Source organism: Pseudomonas frederiksbergensis, assembly GCF_003732705.1.
GTDB classification, from domain to species: domain Bacteria; phylum Pseudomonadota; class Gammaproteobacteria; order Pseudomonadales; family Pseudomonadaceae; genus Aquipseudomonas; species Aquipseudomonas frederiksbergensis_F.
Genome location: NZ_MOBR01000019.1, coordinates 38,166 through 59,996, shown reverse-complemented (window position 1 = coordinate 59,996; position 21,831 = coordinate 38,166). Strand labels below are relative to the sequence as shown.

At 58.6% G+C, this 21,831-nt stretch carries 19 protein-coding genes; 9 read left to right on the top strand and 10 right to left on the bottom strand.

Annotated features, from left to right (window positions below; translation table 11 throughout):
• Positions 1-224: 224 nt before the first annotated feature.
• The 5 genes from BK667_RS20680 to BK667_RS20660 form a co-directional block, all read right to left on the bottom strand.
• Positions 225-1,850: an ABC transporter substrate-binding protein gene (locus BK667_RS20680; protein ID WP_123516394.1), complete on the bottom strand. Its 1,626-nt coding sequence runs from the start codon at positions 1,848-1,850 to the stop codon at positions 225-227.
• Between the two features lie 259 nt (positions 1,851-2,109).
• A complete protein-coding gene (locus BK667_RS20675; RefSeq protein WP_123598727.1) occupies positions 2,110-3,711 on the bottom strand; it encodes an ABC transporter substrate-binding protein in 1,602 nt (533 codons plus the stop codon).
• 222 nt (positions 3,712-3,933) lie between these two features.
• Positions 3,934-4,179, bottom strand: a complete 246-nt coding sequence (locus tag BK667_RS20670) for a hypothetical protein (RefSeq protein ID WP_123598726.1) — start codon at positions 4,177-4,179, stop codon at positions 3,934-3,936.
• 88 nt (positions 4,180-4,267) lie between these two features.
• On the bottom strand, positions 4,268-5,536 hold the full coding sequence (locus BK667_RS20665; RefSeq protein ID WP_123598725.1) for an NHL repeat-containing protein: 1,269 nt from the start codon (positions 5,534-5,536) through the stop codon (positions 4,268-4,270).
• A 304-nt stretch (positions 5,537-5,840) separates the two neighbouring features.
• The gene (locus tag BK667_RS20660; protein ID WP_123598724.1) at positions 5,841-6,560 is read right to left on the bottom strand and encodes an SIMPL domain-containing protein; all 720 of its coding nucleotides are present in this window, start codon (positions 6,558-6,560) and stop codon (positions 5,841-5,843) included.
• A gap of 325 nt (positions 6,561-6,885) precedes the next feature.
• On the opposite strand from BK667_RS20660, the gene BK667_RS20655 reads away from it, so the two are divergent.
• The 4 genes from BK667_RS20655 to BK667_RS20640 all read left to right on the top strand — a co-directional run bounded on the left by BK667_RS20655 (position 6,886) and on the right by BK667_RS20640 (position 11,465).
• Positions 6,886-8,148, top strand: coding sequence for an ATP-binding protein (locus BK667_RS20655; protein ID WP_123516384.1), 1,263 nt, complete (start codon positions 6,886-6,888; stop codon positions 8,146-8,148).
• The gene (locus BK667_RS20650) at positions 8,141-8,701 is read left to right on the top strand and encodes a response regulator transcription factor (RefSeq protein ID WP_007942792.1); all 561 of its coding nucleotides are present in this window, start codon (positions 8,141-8,143) and stop codon (positions 8,699-8,701) included. The genes BK667_RS20655 and BK667_RS20650 overlap by 8 nt, the downstream gene beginning before the upstream one ends.
• A gap of 97 nt (positions 8,702-8,798) precedes the next feature.
• Positions 8,799-10,526, top strand: a complete 1,728-nt coding sequence (locus BK667_RS20645; RefSeq protein ID WP_123516382.1) for an ABC transporter ATP-binding protein/permease — start codon at positions 8,799-8,801, stop codon at positions 10,524-10,526.
• A gap of 189 nt (positions 10,527-10,715) precedes the next feature.
• Positions 10,716-11,465 carry a FadR/GntR family transcriptional regulator gene (locus BK667_RS20640; protein WP_054616145.1) on the top strand — a complete coding sequence of 250 codons (750 nt, stop codon included), beginning with the start codon at positions 10,716-10,718 and terminating at the stop codon, positions 11,463-11,465.
• 10 nt (positions 11,466-11,475) lie between these two features.
• Here BK667_RS20640 and BK667_RS33095 read toward each other — a convergent pair whose 3' ends face one another.
• The 3 genes from BK667_RS33095 to BK667_RS20635 form a co-directional block, all read right to left on the bottom strand.
• Positions 11,476-11,694 carry a hypothetical protein gene (locus BK667_RS33095; protein WP_148060150.1) on the bottom strand — a complete coding sequence of 73 codons (219 nt, stop codon included), beginning with the start codon at positions 11,692-11,694 and terminating at the stop codon, positions 11,476-11,478.
• 178 nt (positions 11,695-11,872) lie between these two features.
• A complete protein-coding gene (locus BK667_RS33310; protein ID WP_185058256.1) occupies positions 11,873-12,049 on the bottom strand; it encodes a hypothetical protein in 177 nt (58 codons plus the stop codon).
• A 15-nt stretch (positions 12,050-12,064) separates the two neighbouring features.
• Positions 12,065-13,363 (bottom strand): phospholipase, encoded by a 1,299-nt coding sequence (locus tag BK667_RS20635; RefSeq protein WP_123598723.1) that lies wholly within the window; start codon positions 13,361-13,363, stop codon positions 12,065-12,067.
• A 236-nt stretch (positions 13,364-13,599) separates the two neighbouring features.
• On the opposite strand from BK667_RS20635, the gene kdgD reads away from it, so the two are divergent.
• From kdgD to BK667_RS20605, 5 genes are all read left to right on the top strand, one after another.
• Positions 13,600-14,511 carry a 5-dehydro-4-deoxyglucarate dehydratase gene (kdgD, locus tag BK667_RS20630; RefSeq protein ID WP_027924508.1) on the top strand — a complete coding sequence of 304 codons (912 nt, stop codon included), beginning with the start codon at positions 13,600-13,602 and terminating at the stop codon, positions 14,509-14,511.
• 61 nt (positions 14,512-14,572) lie between these two features.
• Positions 14,573-16,018: an aldehyde dehydrogenase family protein gene (locus BK667_RS20625; RefSeq protein ID WP_123405243.1), complete on the top strand. Its 1,446-nt coding sequence runs from the start codon at positions 14,573-14,575 to the stop codon at positions 16,016-16,018.
• A 166-nt stretch (positions 16,019-16,184) separates the two neighbouring features.
• Positions 16,185-17,549, top strand: a complete 1,365-nt coding sequence (locus tag BK667_RS20620) for an MFS transporter (RefSeq protein WP_123598722.1) — start codon at positions 16,185-16,187, stop codon at positions 17,547-17,549.
• Positions 17,550-17,560: 11 nt separating this feature from the next.
• On the top strand, positions 17,561-19,114 hold the full coding sequence (gene garD, locus BK667_RS20615; protein WP_123516372.1) for a galactarate dehydratase: 1,554 nt from the start codon (positions 17,561-17,563) through the stop codon (positions 19,112-19,114).
• 176 nt (positions 19,115-19,290) lie between these two features.
• Positions 19,291-20,232: an AEC family transporter gene (locus tag BK667_RS20605; RefSeq protein WP_123516368.1), complete on the top strand. Its 942-nt coding sequence runs from the start codon at positions 19,291-19,293 to the stop codon at positions 20,230-20,232.
• Between the two features lie 112 nt (positions 20,233-20,344).
• Here the strand turns inward: BK667_RS20605 and BK667_RS20600 are convergent, their stop codons facing one another.
• Both BK667_RS20600 and BK667_RS20595 read right to left on the bottom strand, forming a co-directional pair.
• Positions 20,345-20,725 carry a carboxymuconolactone decarboxylase family protein gene (locus tag BK667_RS20600; protein ID WP_090175522.1) on the bottom strand — a complete coding sequence of 127 codons (381 nt, stop codon included), beginning with the start codon at positions 20,723-20,725 and terminating at the stop codon, positions 20,345-20,347.
• On the bottom strand, positions 20,722-21,783 hold the full coding sequence (locus tag BK667_RS20595) for a calcium/sodium antiporter (protein WP_123598721.1): 1,062 nt from the start codon (positions 21,781-21,783) through the stop codon (positions 20,722-20,724). The genes BK667_RS20600 and BK667_RS20595 overlap by 4 nt, the downstream gene beginning before the upstream one ends.
• Between the last annotated feature and the right edge of the window lie 48 nt (positions 21,784-21,831).

The window sequence follows — 21,831 nt, the reverse complement described above, 5'->3', positions numbered from 1 at the left end:
AACCATGACGCAGCAAACCGAAAGCCCACGCACAAATTGGTCAGATCCGACGGTATGGGCCGTAGGTCTGGCAGTAAATGCGGAAAAGCCTGAAAAACTCGTAGGAAAAGCCGACACGTCCTAAACATCTGCTGTGGTACGCAGTGGATTTGGATGTCAGAGAATTCCTACATTCCCGGCAGATAAAGCAACGGCGACGTTAAAAACGTCGCCGTTGCCAAATCTTATTTGCTGACGCTGACGCCGTAGAAGGAGTTCAAGCCGAATGGGCTGATCTTGAAGTCCTGCACGGTAGTGCGCATGGGTTGATACACCGTCGAGTGAGCGATAGGTGTCATTGGAACTGCATCTTTGAGGACGTGTTGCGCCTGTTTATACAGTTCGGTGCGCTTGCCCTGGTCGGTCGTGCGCTTGGCTTCTTTTACGAGGCCATCGAACTTCTTGTCGCACCATTTGGAGAAGTTGTTGCCGCTCAGCGAGTCGCAGCCGAACAGAACGTTGAGCCAGTTATCCGGATCACCATTGTCACCGCTCCAGCCAATGATCATGGCCTGGTTCTCGCCACCTTTGGAACGCTTGATGTACTCGCCCCACTCGTAGCTGGTGATCTTCACGTTCAGGCCGATTTTCTTCCAGTCGGACTGCAGCATTTCAGCCATCAGCTTGGCGTTCGGGTTGTACGGACGCTGTACCGGCATCGCCCACAGAACGATCTCGGTGCCTTCTTTAACGCCGGCTTCCTTGAGCAGTGCTTTGGCTTTCTCAGGGTCGTACTTGGCGTCCTTGATGGTGGTGTCGTAGGACCATTGGGTCGGCGGCATGGCGTTGACGGCCAGTTGGCCCGCGCCCTGATAAACCGAATCGATGATTTGCGGCTTGTTGACGGCCATGTCCAGCGCCTGACGAACCCGAATGTCAGACAGTGGGTTCGGCTCGTTGCTGCCCTTGACCTTGTCCATCACGTTGTAGGCGATGTAGCCCAGGTTGAAACCGGCCTGGTCAGGCATCTTCAGAGTTGGATCTTCCTTCAACGCTTTCAGGTCGGCTGGACGAGGGAACAGAGTGATCTGGCACTCGTTCTTCTTCAGCTTCTGGATACGTACCGACGGGTCGGTGGTGATGGCGAAGATCAGGTTGTCGATCTTCACGTCTTCAGGCTTCCAGTAGTCCTTGTTCCCGGTGTAGCGGATGTTGGAGTCTTTCTGGTAGCTCTTGAACACGAACGGGCCAGTGCCGATCGGCTTCTGGTTGATGTCCGCAGGCTTGCCTTCCTTGAGCAGCTGGGCAGCGTACTCGGCGGATTGCACAGACGCGAAGCTCATGGCCATGTTCTGAATGAACGCAGCATCAACTTCTTTCAGGGTGAACTTGACGGTTTTGTCGTCGACTTTATCGATTTTGGTGATGTTGGTGTCCATCCCCATATCGGTGAAGTACGGGAATTCAGTCGGGTACGCTTTGCGGAACGGATCATCCTTGTTAATCATGCGATTAAAGGTGAACAGCACGTCGTCGGCGTTGAACTCACGAGTAGGCTTGAAGTACGGGGTGGTGTGGAACTTGACGCCTTCACGCAGGTGGAAGGTGTACGTCAGACCGTCCGGGGTAATGTCCCAGCTGGTCGCCAAACCTGGAATGACAGCGGTACCGCCGCGCTCGAACTGGGTCAAGCGGTTGAACATGGTTTCTGCAGAGGCGTCGAAGTCGGTTCCGGTGGTGTACTGACCAGGATCAAAACCGGCCGGGCTCCCTTCGGAGCAAAACACCAGGTTAGTCGCCGCTTGGGCGAAAGGTGCGGCAGCTAACAAGCTGGCGCCGACTAAAAACGGAATGACCGCGTGTTTAAGCATGGTGGCCTCATGATTTGTTGTCATTTTTGGAATTAGAGGACGACCTCGTGAGTCGTGCCTGCGGATACTTATGCAGGGGCCATACCCATTGCAAGATCCAGAACGGCCACAAGTCTTAAACAGTGGCACGAACGTACCTTAATGTCGCATATGTATAAATATTGACGCATTTGACCGTTTGCGCACGTTTTTTACGGTGCAAAAGCCGCCCCATGAAGGGGCAACCGGGGCGTATGGCGCACCCGGTTGGAGCGCGGTGTTACTTATTTATACCCACACCATAGAAGGGTGTGAGGCCAAACGGGCTGATCTTGAAGTCGGTCACTTCCTTGCGCAGTGGCTGGAACACCGTCGAGTTGGCAATCGGCGTAATCGGCACTTGTTGCTTGAGGATTTTCTGCGCCTGCTGGTACAGCTTGACCCGCTCGTCACGGTCGGTCGAAACCTTCGCCTGCTGAACCAGTTTGTCGTATGCCGGGTCGCACCACTTAGCGTAGTTGCTACCTTTCACGGCTGCGCAGCTGTACAGCACACCAAGCCAGTTATCCGGGTCACCGTTGTCGCCGGTCCAGCCGTAGATCATCGCGTCGTGTTCGCCATTCTTGGCGCGCTTGATGTACTCGCCCCACTCATAGCTGACGATGTTGGCCTTGATCCCGACTTTCTCCCAATCCTGCTGGATCATCTGTGCCGACATCCGCGCATTCGGGTTGGAAGCGCGTTGCACAGTCATGGCCCACAAATTAATAGTGGTACCCGGCGCAACCCCCGCTTCTTTCAGTAGCGCCTTGGCCTTGGCAGGATCGTGGGGGGCGTCCTTGATGTTCGGATCAAACGACCATTGCGCCGGTGGCAGGGCGTTTTGCGCGAGCTGGCCGGCGCTCTGGTAAACGGCTTTGATGATCGCCGGTTTGTCGATGGCCATGTCCAGAGCCTGGCGCACTTTGAGCTGATCCAGCGGCGGGTGCGTGACGTTGTATGCCAGGAAGCCAAGGTTGAAACCGGCCTGTTTGAGCACGGTCAGGTTCGGGTCTTTCTCCATCACTTCGATGTCGGCCGGGCGCGGGTAGCCGCTGACCTGGCATTCGCCGGCCTTGAGCTTCTGCAAACGCACGGCAGCGTCGGGGGTGATCGAGAACACCAGGTTGTCGATTTTCACGTCCTCGGGTTTCCAGTACGCCTTGTTGCCGGCGAAGCGGATCTGCGAGTCCTTTTGATAACGCTTGAACACGAACGGGCCCGTGCCGACCGGCTTCTGGTTGATGTCCGCCGCTTTGCCTTCCTTTAATAGCTGCGCGCCGTACTCGGCGGATTGCACCGAAGCGAAGCTCATGGCCAGGTTCTGGATAAAAGCAGCATCGACGTTGTTCAGGCTGAAACGCACGGTGTGCTCGTCGATCTTGTCGACGCTCTTGATCGTTTTGTTCAGGTCCATATTCGTGAAGTACGGCGACTCGGCGGGATAGGCCTTGCGGAACGCATTCTCCGGGTCGAGCAGGCGCTGAAAGGTGAACAGCACGTCGTCGGCGTTGAAGTCCCGGGTCGGGGTGAAATAGTCGGTGGTGTGAAACTTCACGCCGTCGCGCGGGTGGAAGGTGTAGCTGAGGCCGTCCTGGCTCACATCCCAACTCGTCGCCAAACCGGGCTCGACTTCCGTGCCGCCGCGCTTGAACTGAGTGAGGCGATTGAAGACTGTTTCGGCCGAAGCGTCGAAGTCGGTGCCGCTGGTGTACTGGCTCGGGTCGAAACCGGCAGGGCTGGCTTCGGAGCAATAGACCAGGGTCGTGGCGGCTTGGGCGAATGGCGCGGTGGTGGCGAGAGCGAGGGCGAGCAGCAGTGGTTTGACGGTGGTTCTTTCCATGGAGTCCCCGGGGGATTTGGGTAGCGGTGTACCCCTGAGAGTAGCGTTGTTGACCGGTTGGGCGGAAATATCGTTTTTTGAGGGGGACTGCTGTGTCTGGGCATAGTTGGGGGGCTGCCTGACACTCGCTCCAGTGCGTGAGGGTCATCCCGTTCTACGTATTTCAAGCCTTTGAACATACCGCTGATTTGTCCCAACCTGTGGGCGCGACCATACAGTCCATTACCCATACGCCGACGGTTTGCTTCCACGAGCAGAGAGTTTTTCAGATGAGCTTCTATTTCGTCCAATTTGAAAACTGTTGGCATAGCGCATCGCCTGGCGGGTTTTCGTAAAGCGAGCGTTCCAGCTCAGCAGGTCATCGAAACCGTGCAGGTCATCAGGGTAGTTCAGGGCCTGGCGCAGGATTTCGGCGGCCTGATGGCTGTCGAGCAACTGGTCGCCGATGAGTTTGACTCTCTGATTCATTGGGGACTCTCGATTGCAGGGCATGGTCAGGTACCTCCTGACCGTATTTCACACCTGTAAAGGATGTCCCCGGTTTCTACCGTCGTATTTAAGGAATTAGCCGCGCCACATAGGCGCGCTCCTCGGTTCCCCCCGCAAATAGTAACTTGCCATCGGGTTGCACAACGACGGAAGCGGCAAAGTCTAATACAGAGGACATGTTGGGAAGATCCCACCCTTGGCCGTTGAATGTCTCGTCAAAGGCGCCGTTCGGAAGAAAGCGAGCCACGAGCGAGTCGGTTTCCGGGTTATTCGGGAGGTGGCCAGCGCCGACGACAACCAGATTGTCATTGCCATCGAACATGCCGCCGTGAAACTCCGTCCATTTCTCATTGATATAAATTTTCAGAGGCTCGCCAGAGTTGAATGTTTCGTCCAAGTCCCCGTCTTTAGTCAGGCCCACTAATAGACCGTATGGATCAGGAGCATACCCATGAGCGATGCCTCTGAGCCGGCCATCCTTGTGTTTAATCATTTGGACCGGTTGAGGGTGTGGATAACTTATCAATCGAAAGCCCTCGTCACCGAATGAAGTATCGAGCTCGCCTTCGCTGGTGTAACGAGTGAACATGACGAACTGTTTCTGATGATCCCAGAATGTTCCGAAGGCGACAAACTTACCATCGGACTGAAGCAACAGATCGTCAAGGTCCGTCGAGTTACCGACAGGGTCAGCCTTCTCGACCGGGAAGTAGCCCAACCCATTAAGTGTTTTATCCAGGTCGCCATTGGCGTTAAGGCGATAGATGACGCTAACGGTACGTATGCCTTTAGGAATAACATTTACAGCTGTCGTACTCGCCACAGCAATTTTCCCATTGGGCAGCTCAATTGCCGTTGGGCGGTAGAGCGTCACTGCGCTAGGATTGTTAGGCTGATAGGGTGGTATTTCCGTCAACAAAACTTTGCCGCTCTTACCAAACGCCAGATTGGGGCTGCCTGAACGAAGGTAACGAGCAAGGCCCGTGTAGTTTTCCTCTTGGTCGATGCCGACGACGAGGATGTCGGTATTGTTCAAAATGTTCAGGCGCACGGATCCCGCACGTATCCCGGGACGAAATTCATCGAGAATAACGCCAGGTATGGGACTGTGGCTGGCAAAGTGCTGGTCAACCTCGCCCCGGTTACTAAGCCGGGTTACCCAGAACTGTGACTGCTGTCGATCGTGCGAAATATTGTTGCCCGTCAGATAAATCTCATTGTCTGCGGTGAGGGTGATTGAAGTGACGTACGGGCGGCTTTGATCAAACTTAAAGTAGGTGATGCCGTCTGTACCGAAACTTTTATCGAATGTCAGTCTGCGCTCTTTGGTACTCATTTGATTTGACCTTTTGATAAGTTTGATAAGTGCCTGGCCAAGTTCATATGCATGCCGTCAAACCCGGTACAAACGATGCTCCCCAGGAAACCTGATAGAACGACAAGTGTGGTGCGTTGACAACTGTCATAAATGACAGTTGATTAAGCTTGTTTTGCATAAGGTTGCCAGCATCTATAAGGAATCGGTTTGTCTGCAGTGGTAGCTTAACCATGACCCCTCATCGAACTTGCTATGGTTTTACGAGCAATAAAAAACGGCGATCACCCAAGTGATCGCCGTTTTTATGTTCGGGACTATCGAATCAAGGCGTCATCAACACTTCAATCGACCCATCTGCCGTCATGCTGACCTGGCTGGTGCCCGCCTCAACTTCAGGCGTCACCGGTGCCGAGTCCATGCCTGCGGCTTTCATCATCATCGGCGCGCGCATGTACGGTTGTGGATAACCGTTGCTGTTCAGGTTCAGGTTGACGATTTTGTAGCCCTTGCCGCCCAGCGCATCGGTGGCCAGTTGCGCACGGGCCTTGAACGCGGTCACGGCGTCTTTGAGCAGCGCGTCTTCGCTGGCCTTGCGCGTTGGCGTGGCGATGGCGAAGTCCATGCCGCCCATTTTCAGGTCGGTCAGCAGTTCGCCGGTCAGTTTCGACAGGGCGGCGAAGTCCGAGCTTTCCAGGCGCAGTTCGGCGCGTTCACGCCAGCCGGTGATTTTCTGGCCTTTGGTGTCGTAGATCGGGTAGCTGTTGCGGCTGCCCTGGCGCAGGGTGATGTCTTTGACTTGCTTGGCCTGGGCCAGCGCCTTGTTCATGGTGGTGCTGACGTCGGCGGCGAGTTTGGCCGGGTCGGTATTTTGTTCTTCGGTATAGAGCGTCACGATCATCAGGTCGCGGGCCACTTCCTGACTGACTTCGGCGCGCAGGGCAATCTGGTTGTAGTGAAGTTCGTCGGCAGCCAGGGCCGGAAGGCTGGCGACGGAGCCAACGCTGAGGGCGAGGAGGGCGGCGCTGCGGCGCAATGTGTGCATGAAAAGCTCCTTGGAAGGGGCGCAGGGTTAAGGTCCGAGCCTGCGTGAAACCATCAGACTCTAGCTTTAATGATCCGGTTCGCCCAGTTACAACTTCTATACAGATAGATTGCTGTTCGCGGGCAAGCCTCGCTCCTACAGGTTCGAGGCGTGCACAAATCTCTTGTACGCCTCGGACCTGTAGGCGCGAGGCTTGCCCGCGAAGGCGCCCTTATAGACGACACAACCCTACCCGCATGTGGCCGTTTGCCGCACTTTTGCCTGCCGGCGCCCGTGCTTGGTTATACTCCGTGCGATCCGCCTGGAGCGCTCATCAGGAGAGCTCATGCTCGCCCCCGTTCAAATCACTTCCGCGACTCGCCAGAACCTCTGGCGGCTGACGTTCATCCGCACTTTGGTCCTCGCCGCCCAGGCCGGTTCCGTTGGGTTGGCCTACTGGCTCGATCTGTTGCCGTTGCCCTGGTTCCAACTGGCAATGACCCTCGGTTGCTCGATGTTGTTGTGCGCGTTTACGGCCATCCGGCTGCGCACATCGTGGCCAGTCACCGAACTCGAATACGCCGTACAACTGGCCTGCGACCTGTTTATCCACAGTGCCTTGCTGTATTTCTCTGGCGGTTCGACCAACCCTTTCGTCTCTTATTACCTGGTGCCGCTGACCATCGCCGCCGTGACCTTGCCGTGGCGCTTTTCGGTGATCTTGTCGGGCATCGCCCTGACCCTTTACACCTTGCTGCTGGCGCGGTTCTACCCACTGCAAACGTTCCCGATTGCCCGGGAAAATCTGCAGGTTTACGGGATGTGGTTAAGTTTCGCCCTCGCTGCCGCCGTGATCACCTTCTTCGCCGCGCGCATGGCCGAAGAGCTGCGCCGTCAGGAAGAACTGCGCGCCATTCGCCGTGAAGAAGGCCTGCGCGATCAGCAATTGCTGGCCGTGGCCACGCAAGCGGCGGGCGCTGCGCATGAGCTGGGCACGCCGCTGGCAACCATGAGCGTGCTGCTCAAAGAAATGCAGCAGGATCATCCAGACCCGATGCTGCAGGATGATCTGAAGGTGCTGCAGGATCAGGTCAAACTCTGCAAAGAGACCTTGCAGCAACTGGTGCGCGCCGCCGAAGCCAATCGCCGTTTGGCGGTGGAAATGCAGGATGTCACCGACTGGCTCGACGAAGCCCTGAACCGCTGGCACCTGATGCGCCCGGAAGCCAGTTACCGTTTCCAGCGTCTCGGCCAGGGCACGGTGCCACGCATGGCGCCGCCGCCGGACTTGACCCAGGCGCTGCTGAATTTGCTCAACAACGCCGCCGATGCCTGCCCCGAAGGGCTGCAAGTGACCCTGGACTGGAATCCCGAGGACTTGACCATCAGCATTCGCGACCACGGCGCCGGTGTGCCGCTGGCCATCGCCGAGCAAATCGGCAAACCGTTTTTTACCACCAAGGGCAAAGGTTTCGGCCTGGGCCTGTTTTTGAGCAAGGCCAGCGTGACACGCGCCGGCGGCTCAGTGAAACTCTACAGTCATGAGGAAGGTGGCACGCTTACCGAGCTGCGCCTGCCCCGTGTCGCCCGAGGAGACGAACATGAGTGACGAGATCCAAGTAGAAGGCGAAGAACTGCCGCATTTGCTGTTGGTAGACGATGACGCCACTTTCACCCGTGTGATGGCCCGTGCCATGGCCCGCCGTGGTTTCCGCGTCAGCACCGCCGGTTCCGCCGAAGAAGGCCTGACCATCGCCCAGGCCGACCTGCCGGACTACGCCGCGCTCGACCTGAAAATGGACGGCGATTCCGGCCTGGTGCTGCTGCCCAAACTGCTCGAACTCGACCCGGAAATGCGCGTGGTGATCCTCACCGGTTATTCGAGCATCGCCACCGCCGTCGAGGCGATCAAGCGCGGTGCCTGCAATTACCTGTGCAAACCGGCGGACGCCGACGATGTGCTGGCCGCGCTGCTGTCCGAGCACGCCGACCTCGACACCTTGGTGCCGGAAAACCCGATGTCCGTGGACCGTCTGCAGTGGGAGCACATCCAGCGGGTGTTGACCGAGCACGAAGGCAATATCTCCGCCACTGCCCGCGCCCTGGGCATGCACCGCCGCACCCTGCAGCGCAAACTGCAGAAGCGCCCCGTTCGTCGCTGAACCTGCGCTGAATGAATGCAGGCCGCTCCTCGCGGGGAACCGAACCGATCATCTATGATCGGTTCGTGTGTGTTCTTTTCTCTATCGAGCCTTATCCATGAATCAGAACGCTGAATATTCCGCGGTCAATGATGCTGTGCGCGGGCAGTTTTTCCGCAAAGTCTGGGCGATGACTACGCCCTACTGGCGCAGCGAAGAGAAGGTCAAGGCATGGACGCTGCTGATCGCGGTGATTGCACTGTCGCTGATCAGCGTCGGGATCTCGGTGTGGTTCAACACCTGGTACAAGGATTTCTACAACGCCCTGCAAAAGAAAGACGAGGCGGCGTTCTGGCAACTGATTCTGTATTTCTGCGCGATTGCCGCCGTGGCGATTGTCGGCGCGGTGTACCGGCTCTACCTGACCCAGATGCTGACCATTCGCTGGCGGGCATGGCTCACTGAAAAGCATTTCGCCCGTTGGCTCGGCAACAAGAATTACTACCAGCTGGAGCAGGGCGGCTACACCGATAACCCGGACCAGCGGATTTCCGAAGACCTCAACAACTTCACCTCGAACACGCTGGAACTGGGCATTGGTTTGCTGCGCAACGTGGTCAGTCTGGTGTCGTTCTCGATCATTTTGTGGGGCGTGTCGGGCAGTATTGAAGTGTTCGGTTTTACCGTTCCCGGCTATATGTTCTGGTGTGTGCTGGTCTACGCCGTGATTGGTAGCTGGCTGACCCATTTGATTGGTCGTCGTTTGATCGGCCTCAATAACCAACAACAACGCTTCGAAGCCGACCTGCGTTTCTCCATGGTCCGGGTTCGCGAAAATGCTGAAAGCATTGCGTTGTACAACGGCGAGCCGAACGAGAATCGACGCTTGAGCAGCCGTTTCGGCCTGGTCTGGCACAATTTCTGGGACATCATGAAAGTGTCCAAACGCCTGACGTTCTTTACCGCCGGTTACAGCCAAGCCGCGATCATCTTTCCGTTCATGGTCGCCGCGCCACGTTATTTCGCGGGCAAGATCGAGCTCGGTGAGCTGATGCAAATCAGTTCGGCGTTCGGCAATGTGCAGGAGAGTTTCAGCTGGTTTATCAGCGCCTACCAGAACCTCGCTGCATGGCGTGCCACCTGCGATCGTCTGCTGAGTTTCCATCAGGCGATGCGCGATAACGAAGAGCGTGCGCCGGCCATTGATGTACAGAACCAGGGTTCGGACCTGAAGATTCATAATCTGGGCCTCGACCTCGCCGACGGCCGTCACTTGCTGACCAACGCCGACATGACCGTGGAGGAGGGCGAGCGCGTCATGCTCAGCGGGCGTTCCGGCAGCGGTAAGTCCACCTTGCTGCGGGCGATGGGGCATTTGTGGCCGGCGGGTCACGGCAACATTCGGCTGCCGGCGGCGCGTTACCTGTTCCTGCCGCAGAAGCCGTATCTACCGATTGGCACCTTGCGTGAAGCCTTGAGTTATCCACAGCCCGGCGACACCTACGCGCCTGAGCGTTATGCGCAAGTGCTGGAAACCTGCCGCTTGCCGCATTTGGTGGCGCGTCTGGACGAAGCCAATCACTGGCAGCGCATGTTGTCGCCGGGTGAACAGCAACGTCTGGCCTTTGCCCGTGCGCTGCTTTATGCACCGCAATGGCTGTACATGGACGAAGCCACGTCGGCGATGGATGAAGAGGATGAAGCGTCGCTGTATCAGGCGTTGATCGATGAATTGCCGGGGCTGAGCATTGTCAGCGTCGGCCATCGCAGCAGTTTGAAGCGCTTCCACCCAAGACATATCCGCATCGACAACGGCCATCTGGTGGACCAGGCCGTAACCGCCTAAACACCACAACCTCTGTAGGAGCGAGGCTTGCCCGCGAAGGCCATCACACGGTTTCCAATGAGAGACCGTGTCATCGTTCTTCGCGGGCAAGCCTCGCTCCTACAGGGGGTGGTGTTCGGTGACGGTGATCGTACAACCCGCTTGCGCTATGATGCGCTTTCAGCCGAATTTTCGAGACAGACGTTCACCATGGAAAACCCGATCGACGCACCTCGCCTCCCTCGCAAGCGCCGCAGTCTCGCTCAGGAACTGGTGACGGTGCTGTCCGAGCAGATCCGTGATGGCCAACTCAAGCGTGGCGACAAGTTGCCCACTGAGTCGGCGATCATGGACGCCCATGGCGTCAGCCGCACCGTGGTGCGCGAAGCGATTTCCCGTTTGCAGGCCGCCGGGCAGGTGGAAACCCGCCACGGCATCGGCACCTTCGTCCTCGACACGCCGAGCCCAAGTGGTTTCCGCATCGACCCCGCCACCGTGGTCACCCTGCGTGACGTGTTGGCGATCCTCGAATTGCGCATCAGCCTGGAAGTGGAATCCGCCGGCCTCGCCGCGCAACGCCGCAGCGCCGAGCAGCTTGGCTTGATGCGCGCGGCACTGGATGCGTTGAACGAAAGCGCGTCCCACGCCAGCGATGCTGTGGCTTCGGACTTCCAGTTCCACCTGCAAATCGCCCTGGCCACCGGCAACCGCTACTTCACCGATATCATGACCCACCTGGGCACCAGCATCATTCCGCGCACACGCCTGAACTCCGCGCGCCTGGCCCATGACGACCAGCAGCACTACATGAATCGCCTGAGCCGTGAGCACGAAGAAATTTACGACGCCATCGCGCGGCAGGATTCCGATGCTGCGCGGGCAGCGATGCGGCTGCATTTGACCAACAGTCGCGAACGGCTGCGCCATGCCCATGAAGAGGCAGAGGCGCAGCGGGGGTGAGGTAGATTAACTAGGGTAATCTTTCAACGAAGAACTCAACGTACTCGAAATCCCCTTGTGCATTAAAGAGAAAGGTCTTTTCGACCACCCTGTCTTTAACGGTATGTCCAGCAGGGAATGTCCATTCCAGCGTGTCTCCTCTCATTACTGTTGTTCCAAAATCGAAAGTTGTTGTGGGTTTCACGTGGGTGCCTTTTTCTGCCCCATGGATAACGTATTTGGTCGACATGTTTCACCTCGTGAATGTAGGGAGAGAGCAGGTATAGAGGTATTCGCCAGCTTTGTTGGTCGCTGGCCATACTGCTGGCCTCGTTGCGACAGCCTAAGTTTTCGGGTGACATAGAGAACCTGTAAGAAATAACAGTTCTGACGAGCGGTACCCCTGCACTTCACGCTTCAGATCGTTTTCATAATCCCCCGATCCGTACCGCCAATTTCGCTATTCCAGGCTTGGCGTCAAATGTCGCCTGAGCGTTATCGTCCACCACCGCCCGAGCAATTGGCTTGCCGTCAGCCAGCAGCTCGAGTGGCGCACCCTTCAGCGATTGCCCCGAAGCCAATTCCAGTTTCACTTTAATCGTCATGTTCAGATCTCCTTATCAGGCCACATTGCCGGTTGGGTGATAGTTCTTGAGCAGCAAATAAGTGCTCCAGCCCCACCAGTCATCCACGGTGGCGGTGTCATTCAAGTTGTTCACATCCTTGCGTCGCAGCACTTTTCCGCCCTCCAACCGGAACAGCGGCGAGAAGTTGCTCGCCAGGTTCAGCACCGCTTGCAGGTCGGGCAGTTGTTTCAGCGCTGCAAAGCTGCTGGGTGCCGGAACCGTGCCGCTGAGGTACGCCGCGAACACTTCATCCGCAGAGGCTTGAACTGCTGCGTTGACGTGCAAGCGATTAGCATCGTCGATGGCGTCGAAGTAACGCTTGTCCCCATACGCGCGCCATTGCTCGCCGTTGCCGTTGCGCACATTGAGGCCGAACTTGCTGTCCTCGTCGTGCATGAAGCGCGTGATCAACGAGCCCAGATCACTCGGCGTCACGGCCGCGGCCATGGCTTTGCGCGGCACCCGCAAGTGGCCGGCGGAAAACAGATCGGTGAGGTAATGATCGGCAAAAGCGTTCATCGCGTAGGCGACTTCAAGCTGTTTTTCATCGCGGCTGGCGTGGGCCGCCGCTGCGTGCTGAAGCGCCGCGATGTGACCGGCGATGTAAGCTTGCTGCGCCCATTCGCCAAAGTGGTCGGCGTTGTTGGCCGCCAGTTTCAGGTAACGCCCCAACGGGAACAATGCCGAGACGAAACTGCCGCCGCCGGTGATTTTGTTCCACTCTTCCGACAACGTATCACCGAGGGCGTCGTAGGCTTCGTGGGGTTGTTTACCGTCCTTGATCGCCTGTTTAACGGCGTCGATTTCTTTTTGCATCACCGCGAGGATTTGCACTGCCTCGACTTTTGACGCGGACAACACCGCCAGCGTATCGAAGGCCGCTATAAAGCGGTTCAGGCGATCCGCCGGCGTGGCGCCGTCGCTCACTGGCCGATCAGCAATGCCATAGAAATCCCCGCCCAACGCCAATACCTGGCCGTAGGTCGGCGCCAGTCCGTTGGGCAAGTGCAGTTGTACGTCGTGGGCGAGGATCGGCGCGGCGTTTTCGACGAAACGCAGCAAGGTGTTGTCGCCAATGGCGGTGTGTTCGCCACCTTCGAACTTCAGCACCGGTTTGCCTTTCAAGGCTTTTGCGCGAAGCGGGGTCGGTTGATGGCTGTGATGTTCGGCAATGTGCAGCACCAGATGATCGTTGTCCCCGGCAATAGGGATGCCGTGTTCGGAAAAAAGATCATCGAAGCGGGCAATCACCTGCTTCGGCTTTTCCTGGGTTTTGGCGTGTAGACCTGACATTTCTAGCTCCTTGATATGTCGTAGGCAGATTCGAATTTAACTGTATGTATATACAGTTAAAACGATCTTAGTCGAGAATTTTCCTACGTCAAGAAATCACCTTGTCTGACTCAATTTTGCCCACGGCGATGAAATGCAGTTGACGGTTATATTTTAAGTTGTACGATGACCTACAACTTCGGCGCAGGCTGAACGGTTTTCTCACACATCACGTCGCTACCCAGGGTGTTCGAATAATGAATCCACAAGAACTGAAGTCCATCCTCTCTTCCGGTCTGCTGTCCTTCCCGGTCACCGACTTCAATGCTCAAGGCGATTTCCATCGCGCCGGCTATATCAAACGTCTCGAATGGCTGGCCCCATACGGCGCCACGGCGTTGTTCGCCGCAGGCGGCACCGGTGAGTTTTTCTCTCTGGCGGCCAGCGAATATTCGGAAATCATCAAGACTGCCGTCGATACCTGCGAAACCAGCGTGCCGATTCTGGCCGGCGTGGGCGGTTCGACCCGTCAAGCCATCGAATACGCTCAAGAAGCCGAGCGCCTGGGCGCCAAAGGCCTGTTGCTGCTGCCGCACTACCTGACCGAAGCCAGCCAGGACGGCGTTGCCGCCCACGTTGAAGCCGTGTGCAAATCAGTAAAAATCGGCGTGGTGGTCTACAACCGCAATGTCTGCCGCCTGACCGCGCCATTGCTGGAACGCCTGGCCGAACGCTGCCCGAACCTGATCGGTTACAAGGATGGTCTGGGCGATATCGAGTTGATGGTGTCGATCCGTCGCCGCCTCGGTGATCGCTTCAGCTACCTGGGTGGCTTGCCGACCGCTGAAGTTTACGCCGCTGCTTATAAGGCGCTGGGCGTACCGGTCTACTCCTCGGCGGTGTTCAACTTCATTCCGAAAACCGCGATGGATTTCTACCACGCCATCGCCCGCGAAGATCACGCCACCGTTGGCAAGATCATCGATGACTTCTTCCTGCCGTACCTGGACATCCGTAATCGCAAGGCCGGTTACGCGGTGAGCATCGTCAAGGCCGGGGCAAAAATTGCCGGTTATGACGCAGGTCCTGTGCGTGCGCCGCTGACCGATCTGACGGCCGAAGAGTACGAAATGCTCGCCGCGCTGATCGACAAGCAAGGTGCTCAATAACACACCCGATTAAACAAGGCCGCTGAGTGATCAGCGGCCTTTTGCGTGAGGAGAAATTCCAGTGGCTGATTCAAAACGCTTTGATAACTACATCAACGGTGAGTGGGTGGCCGGCAGTGAATACTGCGCCAACATCAACCCGTCCGAACTGACCGACACCATCGGTGAATACGCCAAGGCTGACCTGGCCCAGGTCCACGCCGCCATCGATGCCGCCCGTGCTGCGTTCCCGGCCTGGTCCACGTCGGGCATTCAGGCTCGCCACGATTCCCTGGATAAAGTCGGCACTGAAATCCTCGCCCGTCGCGAAGAACTCGGCACCCTGCTGGCCCGTGAAGAGGGCAAGACCCTGCCTGAAGCCATCGGCGAAGTGACCCGCGCCGGCAACATCTTCAAGTTCTTCGCCGGTGAAACTCTGCGTCTGTCCGGCGATTACCTGCCGTCGGTGCGTCCGGGCGTCAACGTCGAAGTCACCCGCGAAGCCCTGGGCGTGGTGGGTCTGATCACCCCGTGGAACTTCCCGATCGCCATCCCGGCATGGAAAATTGCCCCGGCCCTGGCCTACGGCAACTGCGTGGTACTGAAGCCGGCCGATCTGGTGCCGGGTTGCGCCTGGGCCCTGGCCGAAATCATCTCCCGCGCAGGCTTCCCGGCCGGCGTGTTCAACCTGGTGATGGGTAGCGGTCGTGTGGTTGGCGATGCGCTGGTGCAGAGCCCGAAAGTAGACGGCATCAGCTTCACCGGCTCCGTCGGTGTCGGCCGCCAAATCGCCGTCAGCTGCGTGTCGCGCCAAGCGAAAGTCCAGCTGGAAATGGGCGGCAAGAACCCGCAGATCATTCTCGACGACGCCGACCTCAAACAAGCGGTCGAGCTGTCGGTACAGAGCGCGTTCTACTCCACCGGCCAGCGTTGCACCGCGTCGAGCCGCTTCATCGTCACCGCCGGGATTCACGACAAATTCGTTGAAGCTGTGGCTGAGCGCATGAAGTCGATCAAGGTCGGCCACGCGCTGAAAACCGGCACCGACATTGGTCCAGTGGTTTCCCAGGCACAGCTTGAGCAAGACTTGAAGTACATCGACATCGGCCAGTCCGAAGGTGCACGTCTGGTCAGCGGCGGCGGTCTGGTGACCTGCGATACCGAAGGCTACTACCTCGCCCCGACGCTGTTTGCCGACAGCGAAGCCGCGATGCGCATCAGCCGCGAAGAGATCTTCGGCCCGGTGGCTAACGTGGTTCGCGTGGCGGATTACGAAGCGGCACTGGCCATGGCCAACGACACCGAATTCGGTTTGTCGGCGGGCATCGCCACTACCTCGTTGAAGTACGCCAACCACTTCAAGCGCCACTCCCAGGCCGGGATGGTGATGGTCAACCTGCCGACCGCCGGCGTGGATTACCACGTTCCGTTCGGTGGGCGTAAAGGTTCATCCTATGGTTCCCGCGAGCAAGGTCGCTACGCGCAAGAGTTCTACACGGTCGTGAAAACTTCCTACATCGGTTCGTAAACGCAATACCCCTGTGGGAGCGAGCCTGCTCGCGAAGGTCTTGAGGACGCGGCATTTATCTGATGCCCCGCGTCATCGTTGACCACCTTCGCGAGCAGGCTCGCTCCCACAGGGAACAACTAAAGATTCACCCGCGCATAAAAATAATCAGTGGGAGTACATCTACATGCAAGCGACCAAGCCGACCCACGTCCGCTATTTGATTTTGCTCATGCTGTTCCTGGTGACCACGATCAACTACGCCGACCGGGCCACTATCGCCATCGCGGGCTCCAGCCTGCAAAAAGACCTCGGCATCGACGCGGTTACCCTCGGCTACATCTTCTCTGCATTCGGTTGGGCCTACGTGGCCGGGCAAATTCCCGGTGGCTGGTTGCTCGACCGTTTCGGCTCGAAAAAAATCTACGCACTGAGCATCTTCACCTGGTCGCTGTTCACCGTGTTGCAGGGTTACGTCGGTGAGTTCGGCATGTCCACGGCCATTGTTGCGTTGTTCATGCTGCGCTTTCTGGTGGGCCTGGCCGAAGCGCCATCCTTCCCGGGTAATGCACGGATTGTGGCTGCCTGGTTCCCGACCGCTGAACGCGGCACGGCCTCGGCGATTTTCAACTCGGCGCAATACTTCGCTACCGTGTTGTTCGCACCGCTGATGGGCTGGATCGTCTACACCTTCGGCTGGCAGCACGTGTTTGTGGTGATGGGCGGCATCGGCATCGTGTTCTCGCTGATCTGGCTGAAAGTTATCCACAGCCCGCGCCAGCACCCGATGATCAACGACGCCGAGTTCCAGCACATCGCCGACAACGGCGGCATGGTCGATATGGACCAGGACAAAGGCAAAGGTAAAAAGGTCGACGGCCCGAAGTGGGACTACATCCGCCAGTTGCTGACCAACCGCATGATGCTCGGCGTGTACCTGGGCCAATACTGCATCAACGGCATCACCTACTTCTTCCTGACCTGGTTCCCGGTGTACCTGGTGCAAGAACGCGGCATGACGATTCTCAAGGCCGGTTTCATCGCTTCGCTGCCGGCGATCTGCGGCTTCATCGGTGGCGTGCTCGGTGGGGTGATTTCCGATTACCTGCTGCGTAAGGGGCACTCCCTGACCTTCGCGCGCAAGGCGCCGATCATTGCCGGTTTGCTGGTGTCCAGCAGCATCGTGGCGTGCAACTACGTGGACATCGAATGGATGGTGGTCGGCTTCATGGCCCTGGCGTTCTTCGGTAAAGGCGTGGGTGCACTGGGCTGGGCGGTGGTGTCCGACACCTCGCCGAAACAGATCGCCGGGTTGAGTGGCGGCCTGTTCAACATGTTCGGCAACATCGCGTCGATCACCACGCCGATTGTCATCGGCTACATCATCAGCGCCACCGGCTCGTTCAAATGGGCGCTGGTGTTTGTCGGTTGCAATGCGCTGGTGGCGGTGTTCAGTTACCTGGTGATCGTTGGCCCGATCAAACGCGTGGTGCTCAAAGAGCCGCCAAGCACCGGTCCTGAGTTGACCAAATTATCTGAAGCGCATTCCTGAGGAGCGGCGTCATGCAGTTGATTGAACATTCCGACTCGCCGCGCTATATCCGCCTGCACGAGCGGGATAACGTCGTGATCGTGGTCAATGACCAAGGCGTGCCGGCCGGCACTGAATTCCCGGATGGCCTGGTGACGGTGGATTTCGTGCCCCAGAGCCATAAGGTCACCCTCGAGGACATTCCCGAGGGCGGTCAGGTGATTCGCTATGGCCAGACCATCGGTTACGCCTTGCAGCCGATCCCGCGCGGCAGTTGGGTCAAGGAAGATCAACTGCGCATGCCCACCGCGCCACCGCTGGACAGCCTGCCGCTGTCCACCGATGTGCCAGCGGCCCAGGCACCGCTGGAAGGCTTTACCTTCGAGGGGTATCGCAATGCCGACGGTACCGTTGGCACGCGCAATATTCTCGGGATCACCACGACGGTGCAGTGTGTCACCGGTGTGCTCGACCATGCGGTCAAGCGCATCAAGGACGAGTTGCTGCCGCTGTATCCCCATGTCGATGACGTGGTGGCGCTGACCCACAGTTACGGGTGCGGCGTGGCGATTACGGCCACTGACGCGTACATCCCGATCCGCACGGTTCGCAACCTGGCGCGCAACCCGAACCTGGGCGGCGAAGCCTTGGTGATCAGCCTCGGTTGCGAGAAGTTGCAGGCCGGACAGGTGATGCACGACAACGACAGCTCGGTGGATTTGAGCGAGCCGTGGCTGTATCGCTTGCAGGATTCCAGTCACGGTTTCACCGAGATGATCGAGCAGATCATGGCGCTGGCCGAAACCCGTTTGAAGAAGCTCGATCAACGTCGCCGTGAAACCGTGCCGGCGTCCGAGCTGATCCTCGGCATGCAGTGCGGCGGCAGCGATGCGTTTTCCGGGATCACCGCCAACCCGGCGCTGGGCTATGCCTCGGACCTGTTGCTGCGGGCGGGGGCGACGGTGATGTTTTCCGAAGTCACCGAAGTGCGCGATGCGATTTACCTGCTGACCTCCCGGGCCGAAACCAAGGAAGTCGCCGAGGAGCTGGTGCGGGAAATGGACTGGTACGACCGTTACCTGGCCAAGGGCGAAGCGGATCGCAGCGCCAATACCACGCCGGGGAACAAGAAGGGCGGGTTGTCGAATATTGTCGAGAAGTCCTTGGGCTCGATCGTCAAATCCGGCAGCAGCGCGATCAATGGCGTGCTCGGCCCTGGCGAGCGCTTCAAACGCAAAGGGCTGATCTTCTGCGCGACCCCGGCCAGTGATTTTGTCTGCGGGACGTTGCAACTGGCGGCGGGGATGAACCTGCACGTGTTCACCACCGGGCGCGGTACGCCGTATGGCCTGGCGATGGCGCCGGTGGTCAAGGTCTCGACCCGGACTGAACTGGCGCAGCGCTGGCCGGATTTGATCGACATAGACGCCGGGCGGATTGCCACCGGGCGCGCTTCGATTGAAGACCTCGGCTGGGAGTTGTTCCACTACTACCTGGACGTGGCCAGCGGCAAAAAGCAGACCTGGGCTGAGCAACACAAACTGCATAACGACATCACCTTGTTCAACCCGGCGCCGATCACTTAAGACCGAGTAACGATCGTTCCCACGCTCCGCGTGGGAATGCAGCCCGGGACGCTCCGCGTCCCAAAGCGTGACGCGGAGCGTCACAAGAGGCATTCCCACGCAGAGCGTGGGAACGATCCGGGTGAAAGTGGCTTATCATTCGCCCTTAATGACGCCCACCCAAGGTCCCCTCCGGCATGCTGGCAATCTTCCTCGAAACCCTGAACATCACCGCGCCGGTGTTTGCCATGCTGTTTCTGGGTGTGCTGCTCAAGCGCATCGACTGGATCAACGACAACTTCATCCATACCGCGTCGGCCCTGGTGTTCAACGTCACCATGCCGGCGTTGCTGTTTCTGGGCATCCTGCATGCCGACCTGCACGCGGCGCTGAAGCCGGCGTTGCTGATTTACTTTTCGCTAGCCACCCTGGCGAGTTTCGCCATCGCCTGGGGCTGGGCAATCTGGAAGTGCCCGCGGGAAGACCGGGGCATCTACACCCAGGGCGCGTTTCGCGGCAACAACGGGGTGATCGGGCTGGCACTGGCGGCGAGCATGTACGGCGACTACGGGATTTCCCTCGGGGCAATTCTCGCGGCGCTTGTCATCCTGTTCTACAACACCCTCTCGACCATCGTGCTGGCGGTGTACAGCCCGGTGATCAAGTCTGATCCGTGGAGCATCTGCAAAAGCGTGATGGCCAACCCGCTGATCATCAGCGTGTTCGCGGCGGCGCCATTTGCCTATTTCAAACTCAGTTTGCCGGGATGGCTGGAAACTTCCGGCCAGTACCTGGCGCAAACCACCTTGCCATTGGCGTTGATCTGCATCGGCGGCACCTTGTCGCTGGCGGCGTTGCGCAAAAGTGGCGACATGGCGCTGAGTTCGAGCCTGGTGAAGATGATCGGCCTGCCGGTGCTGGCAACCGTTGGCGCGTGGCTGTGGGGCTTTCGTGGGGCGGAGTTGGGGATTCTGTTTTTGTACTTCGGCAGCCCGACGGCGGCGGCGAGTTTTGTCATGGCGCGACAGGCTAATGGCAACCATGAACTGGCGGCGGCGATTATTGTGATCACCACGTTGATGGCGGCGGTGACCACCAATATCGGGATCTTTGTGTTGCAGTGGGGTGGGTGGATTTAATCTTCAAAATTTGCGGTGATTTTGAGGGCCTCTTCGCGGGCAAGCCTCGCTCCTACTTTGGATCGCGATTCCCTGTAGGAGCGAGGCTTGCCCGCGAAGGCGATGGACCTGCTTACTCCGGCTTCTGGTAACTGTCGATCACTTCCTGCGCCGCCCGAAACGCATCAATCGCCGCCGGTACACCGGCATACACCGCGCAATGCAGCAACGCCTCACGAATCTCTTCCACGGTGCAACCGTTGTTCAGCGCACCGCGCACATGACCTTTCAACTCTTGCGGGCACTTCAGCGCGGTCAGCGCGGCGAGGGTGATCAGGCTGCGGGTTTTCAGCGGCAACCCTTCACGGTTCCAGACGCTGCCCCAGGCGTGTTCGTTGACGAAATCCTGCAACGGCTGGCTGAACTCGGTGGCATTACCCAATGCCCGGTCGACGAACGCATCGCCCATCACTTGGCGGCGCACTTCAACGCCGGGCTTCTTGTTGTCGGTCATGGCGCATCCCTCTTATGGTGTTGGCGACGCCAGGCGCGCAGCGACGTGAATAACAGGAACGCCACCAGCGCCGGCAGGACGAAAATCAGCATCAAGTGTTCAAGCTTGCCGGCCAGGGGCATGCCGGTGGTGAACGACACCACGTGCAACCCGTACGCCAGGTATAAGCCGAGAAACAGCAGGCCTTCGGCCCGGGTCACCCGGTAACCGGAATAGAACACCGGCAGGCACAGCGCGGCGACGCCGAGCATCACCGGCAAGTCGAAATCCAGGGCATTGGGCGACACCGACAGTGGCGACGGCGCTACCAGCGCGGTAAAGCCGAGCACGCCCAACAGGTTGAACAAGTTGCTGCCGATCACGTTGCCCACGGCAATCTCCCGTTGACCGCGCAATGCGGCGATCAGCGAGGTGGCCAGTTCCGGCAGGGAAGTGCTGATGGCGACGATGGTCAGGCCGATGATCCGCTCCGACAACCCCAGGTCGGTGGCGACCGACACCGCGGCGCCCAGCAGCAAGTGGCCCGCATAGACGAGCATCGCCAGCCCGGCGACGATCATCAACAGGCTGCTGATCCACGGTGCTTGTGCCTTCGATTCATGGCTCGATGGCGGCCGGGCCGAGTGCCGAGACTGGCGCAGCAGCAAACCCAGGTACACCGCCAGCGCGGCCAGCAGGATCATGCCGTCGGTGCGGGTCAGTTCTTCGTTCCAGGCGAGCACGCACACCAACAGGCTGGCGCCGATCATCAACGGAATGTCCAGGCGCACCAGTTGCCGCGACACCCGCAATGGAATGATCAGCGCCGACAGGCCGAGGGTGACGAGGATGTTGAAGATGCTGCTGCCGATCACGCTGCCGACGGCGATATCAGGGTTTTGCGCGAGCATGGCTTGCAGGCTGATGGCCATTTGCGGGGCGCTGCTGCCGAGGGCGACGATGGTCAGGCCGATGATCAGCGGCCGCACATGCAGGCGCGCGGCCAGGCGCACGGCGGCGCGCACCATCAGCTCGGCGCCGGCGATCAATAGAAACAGGCCCGCGAGCAGTTCGATCACGCTCAGCAGGGGGATGTCTTCTAATCCGTAAATGGTCGGGCTCCGTTA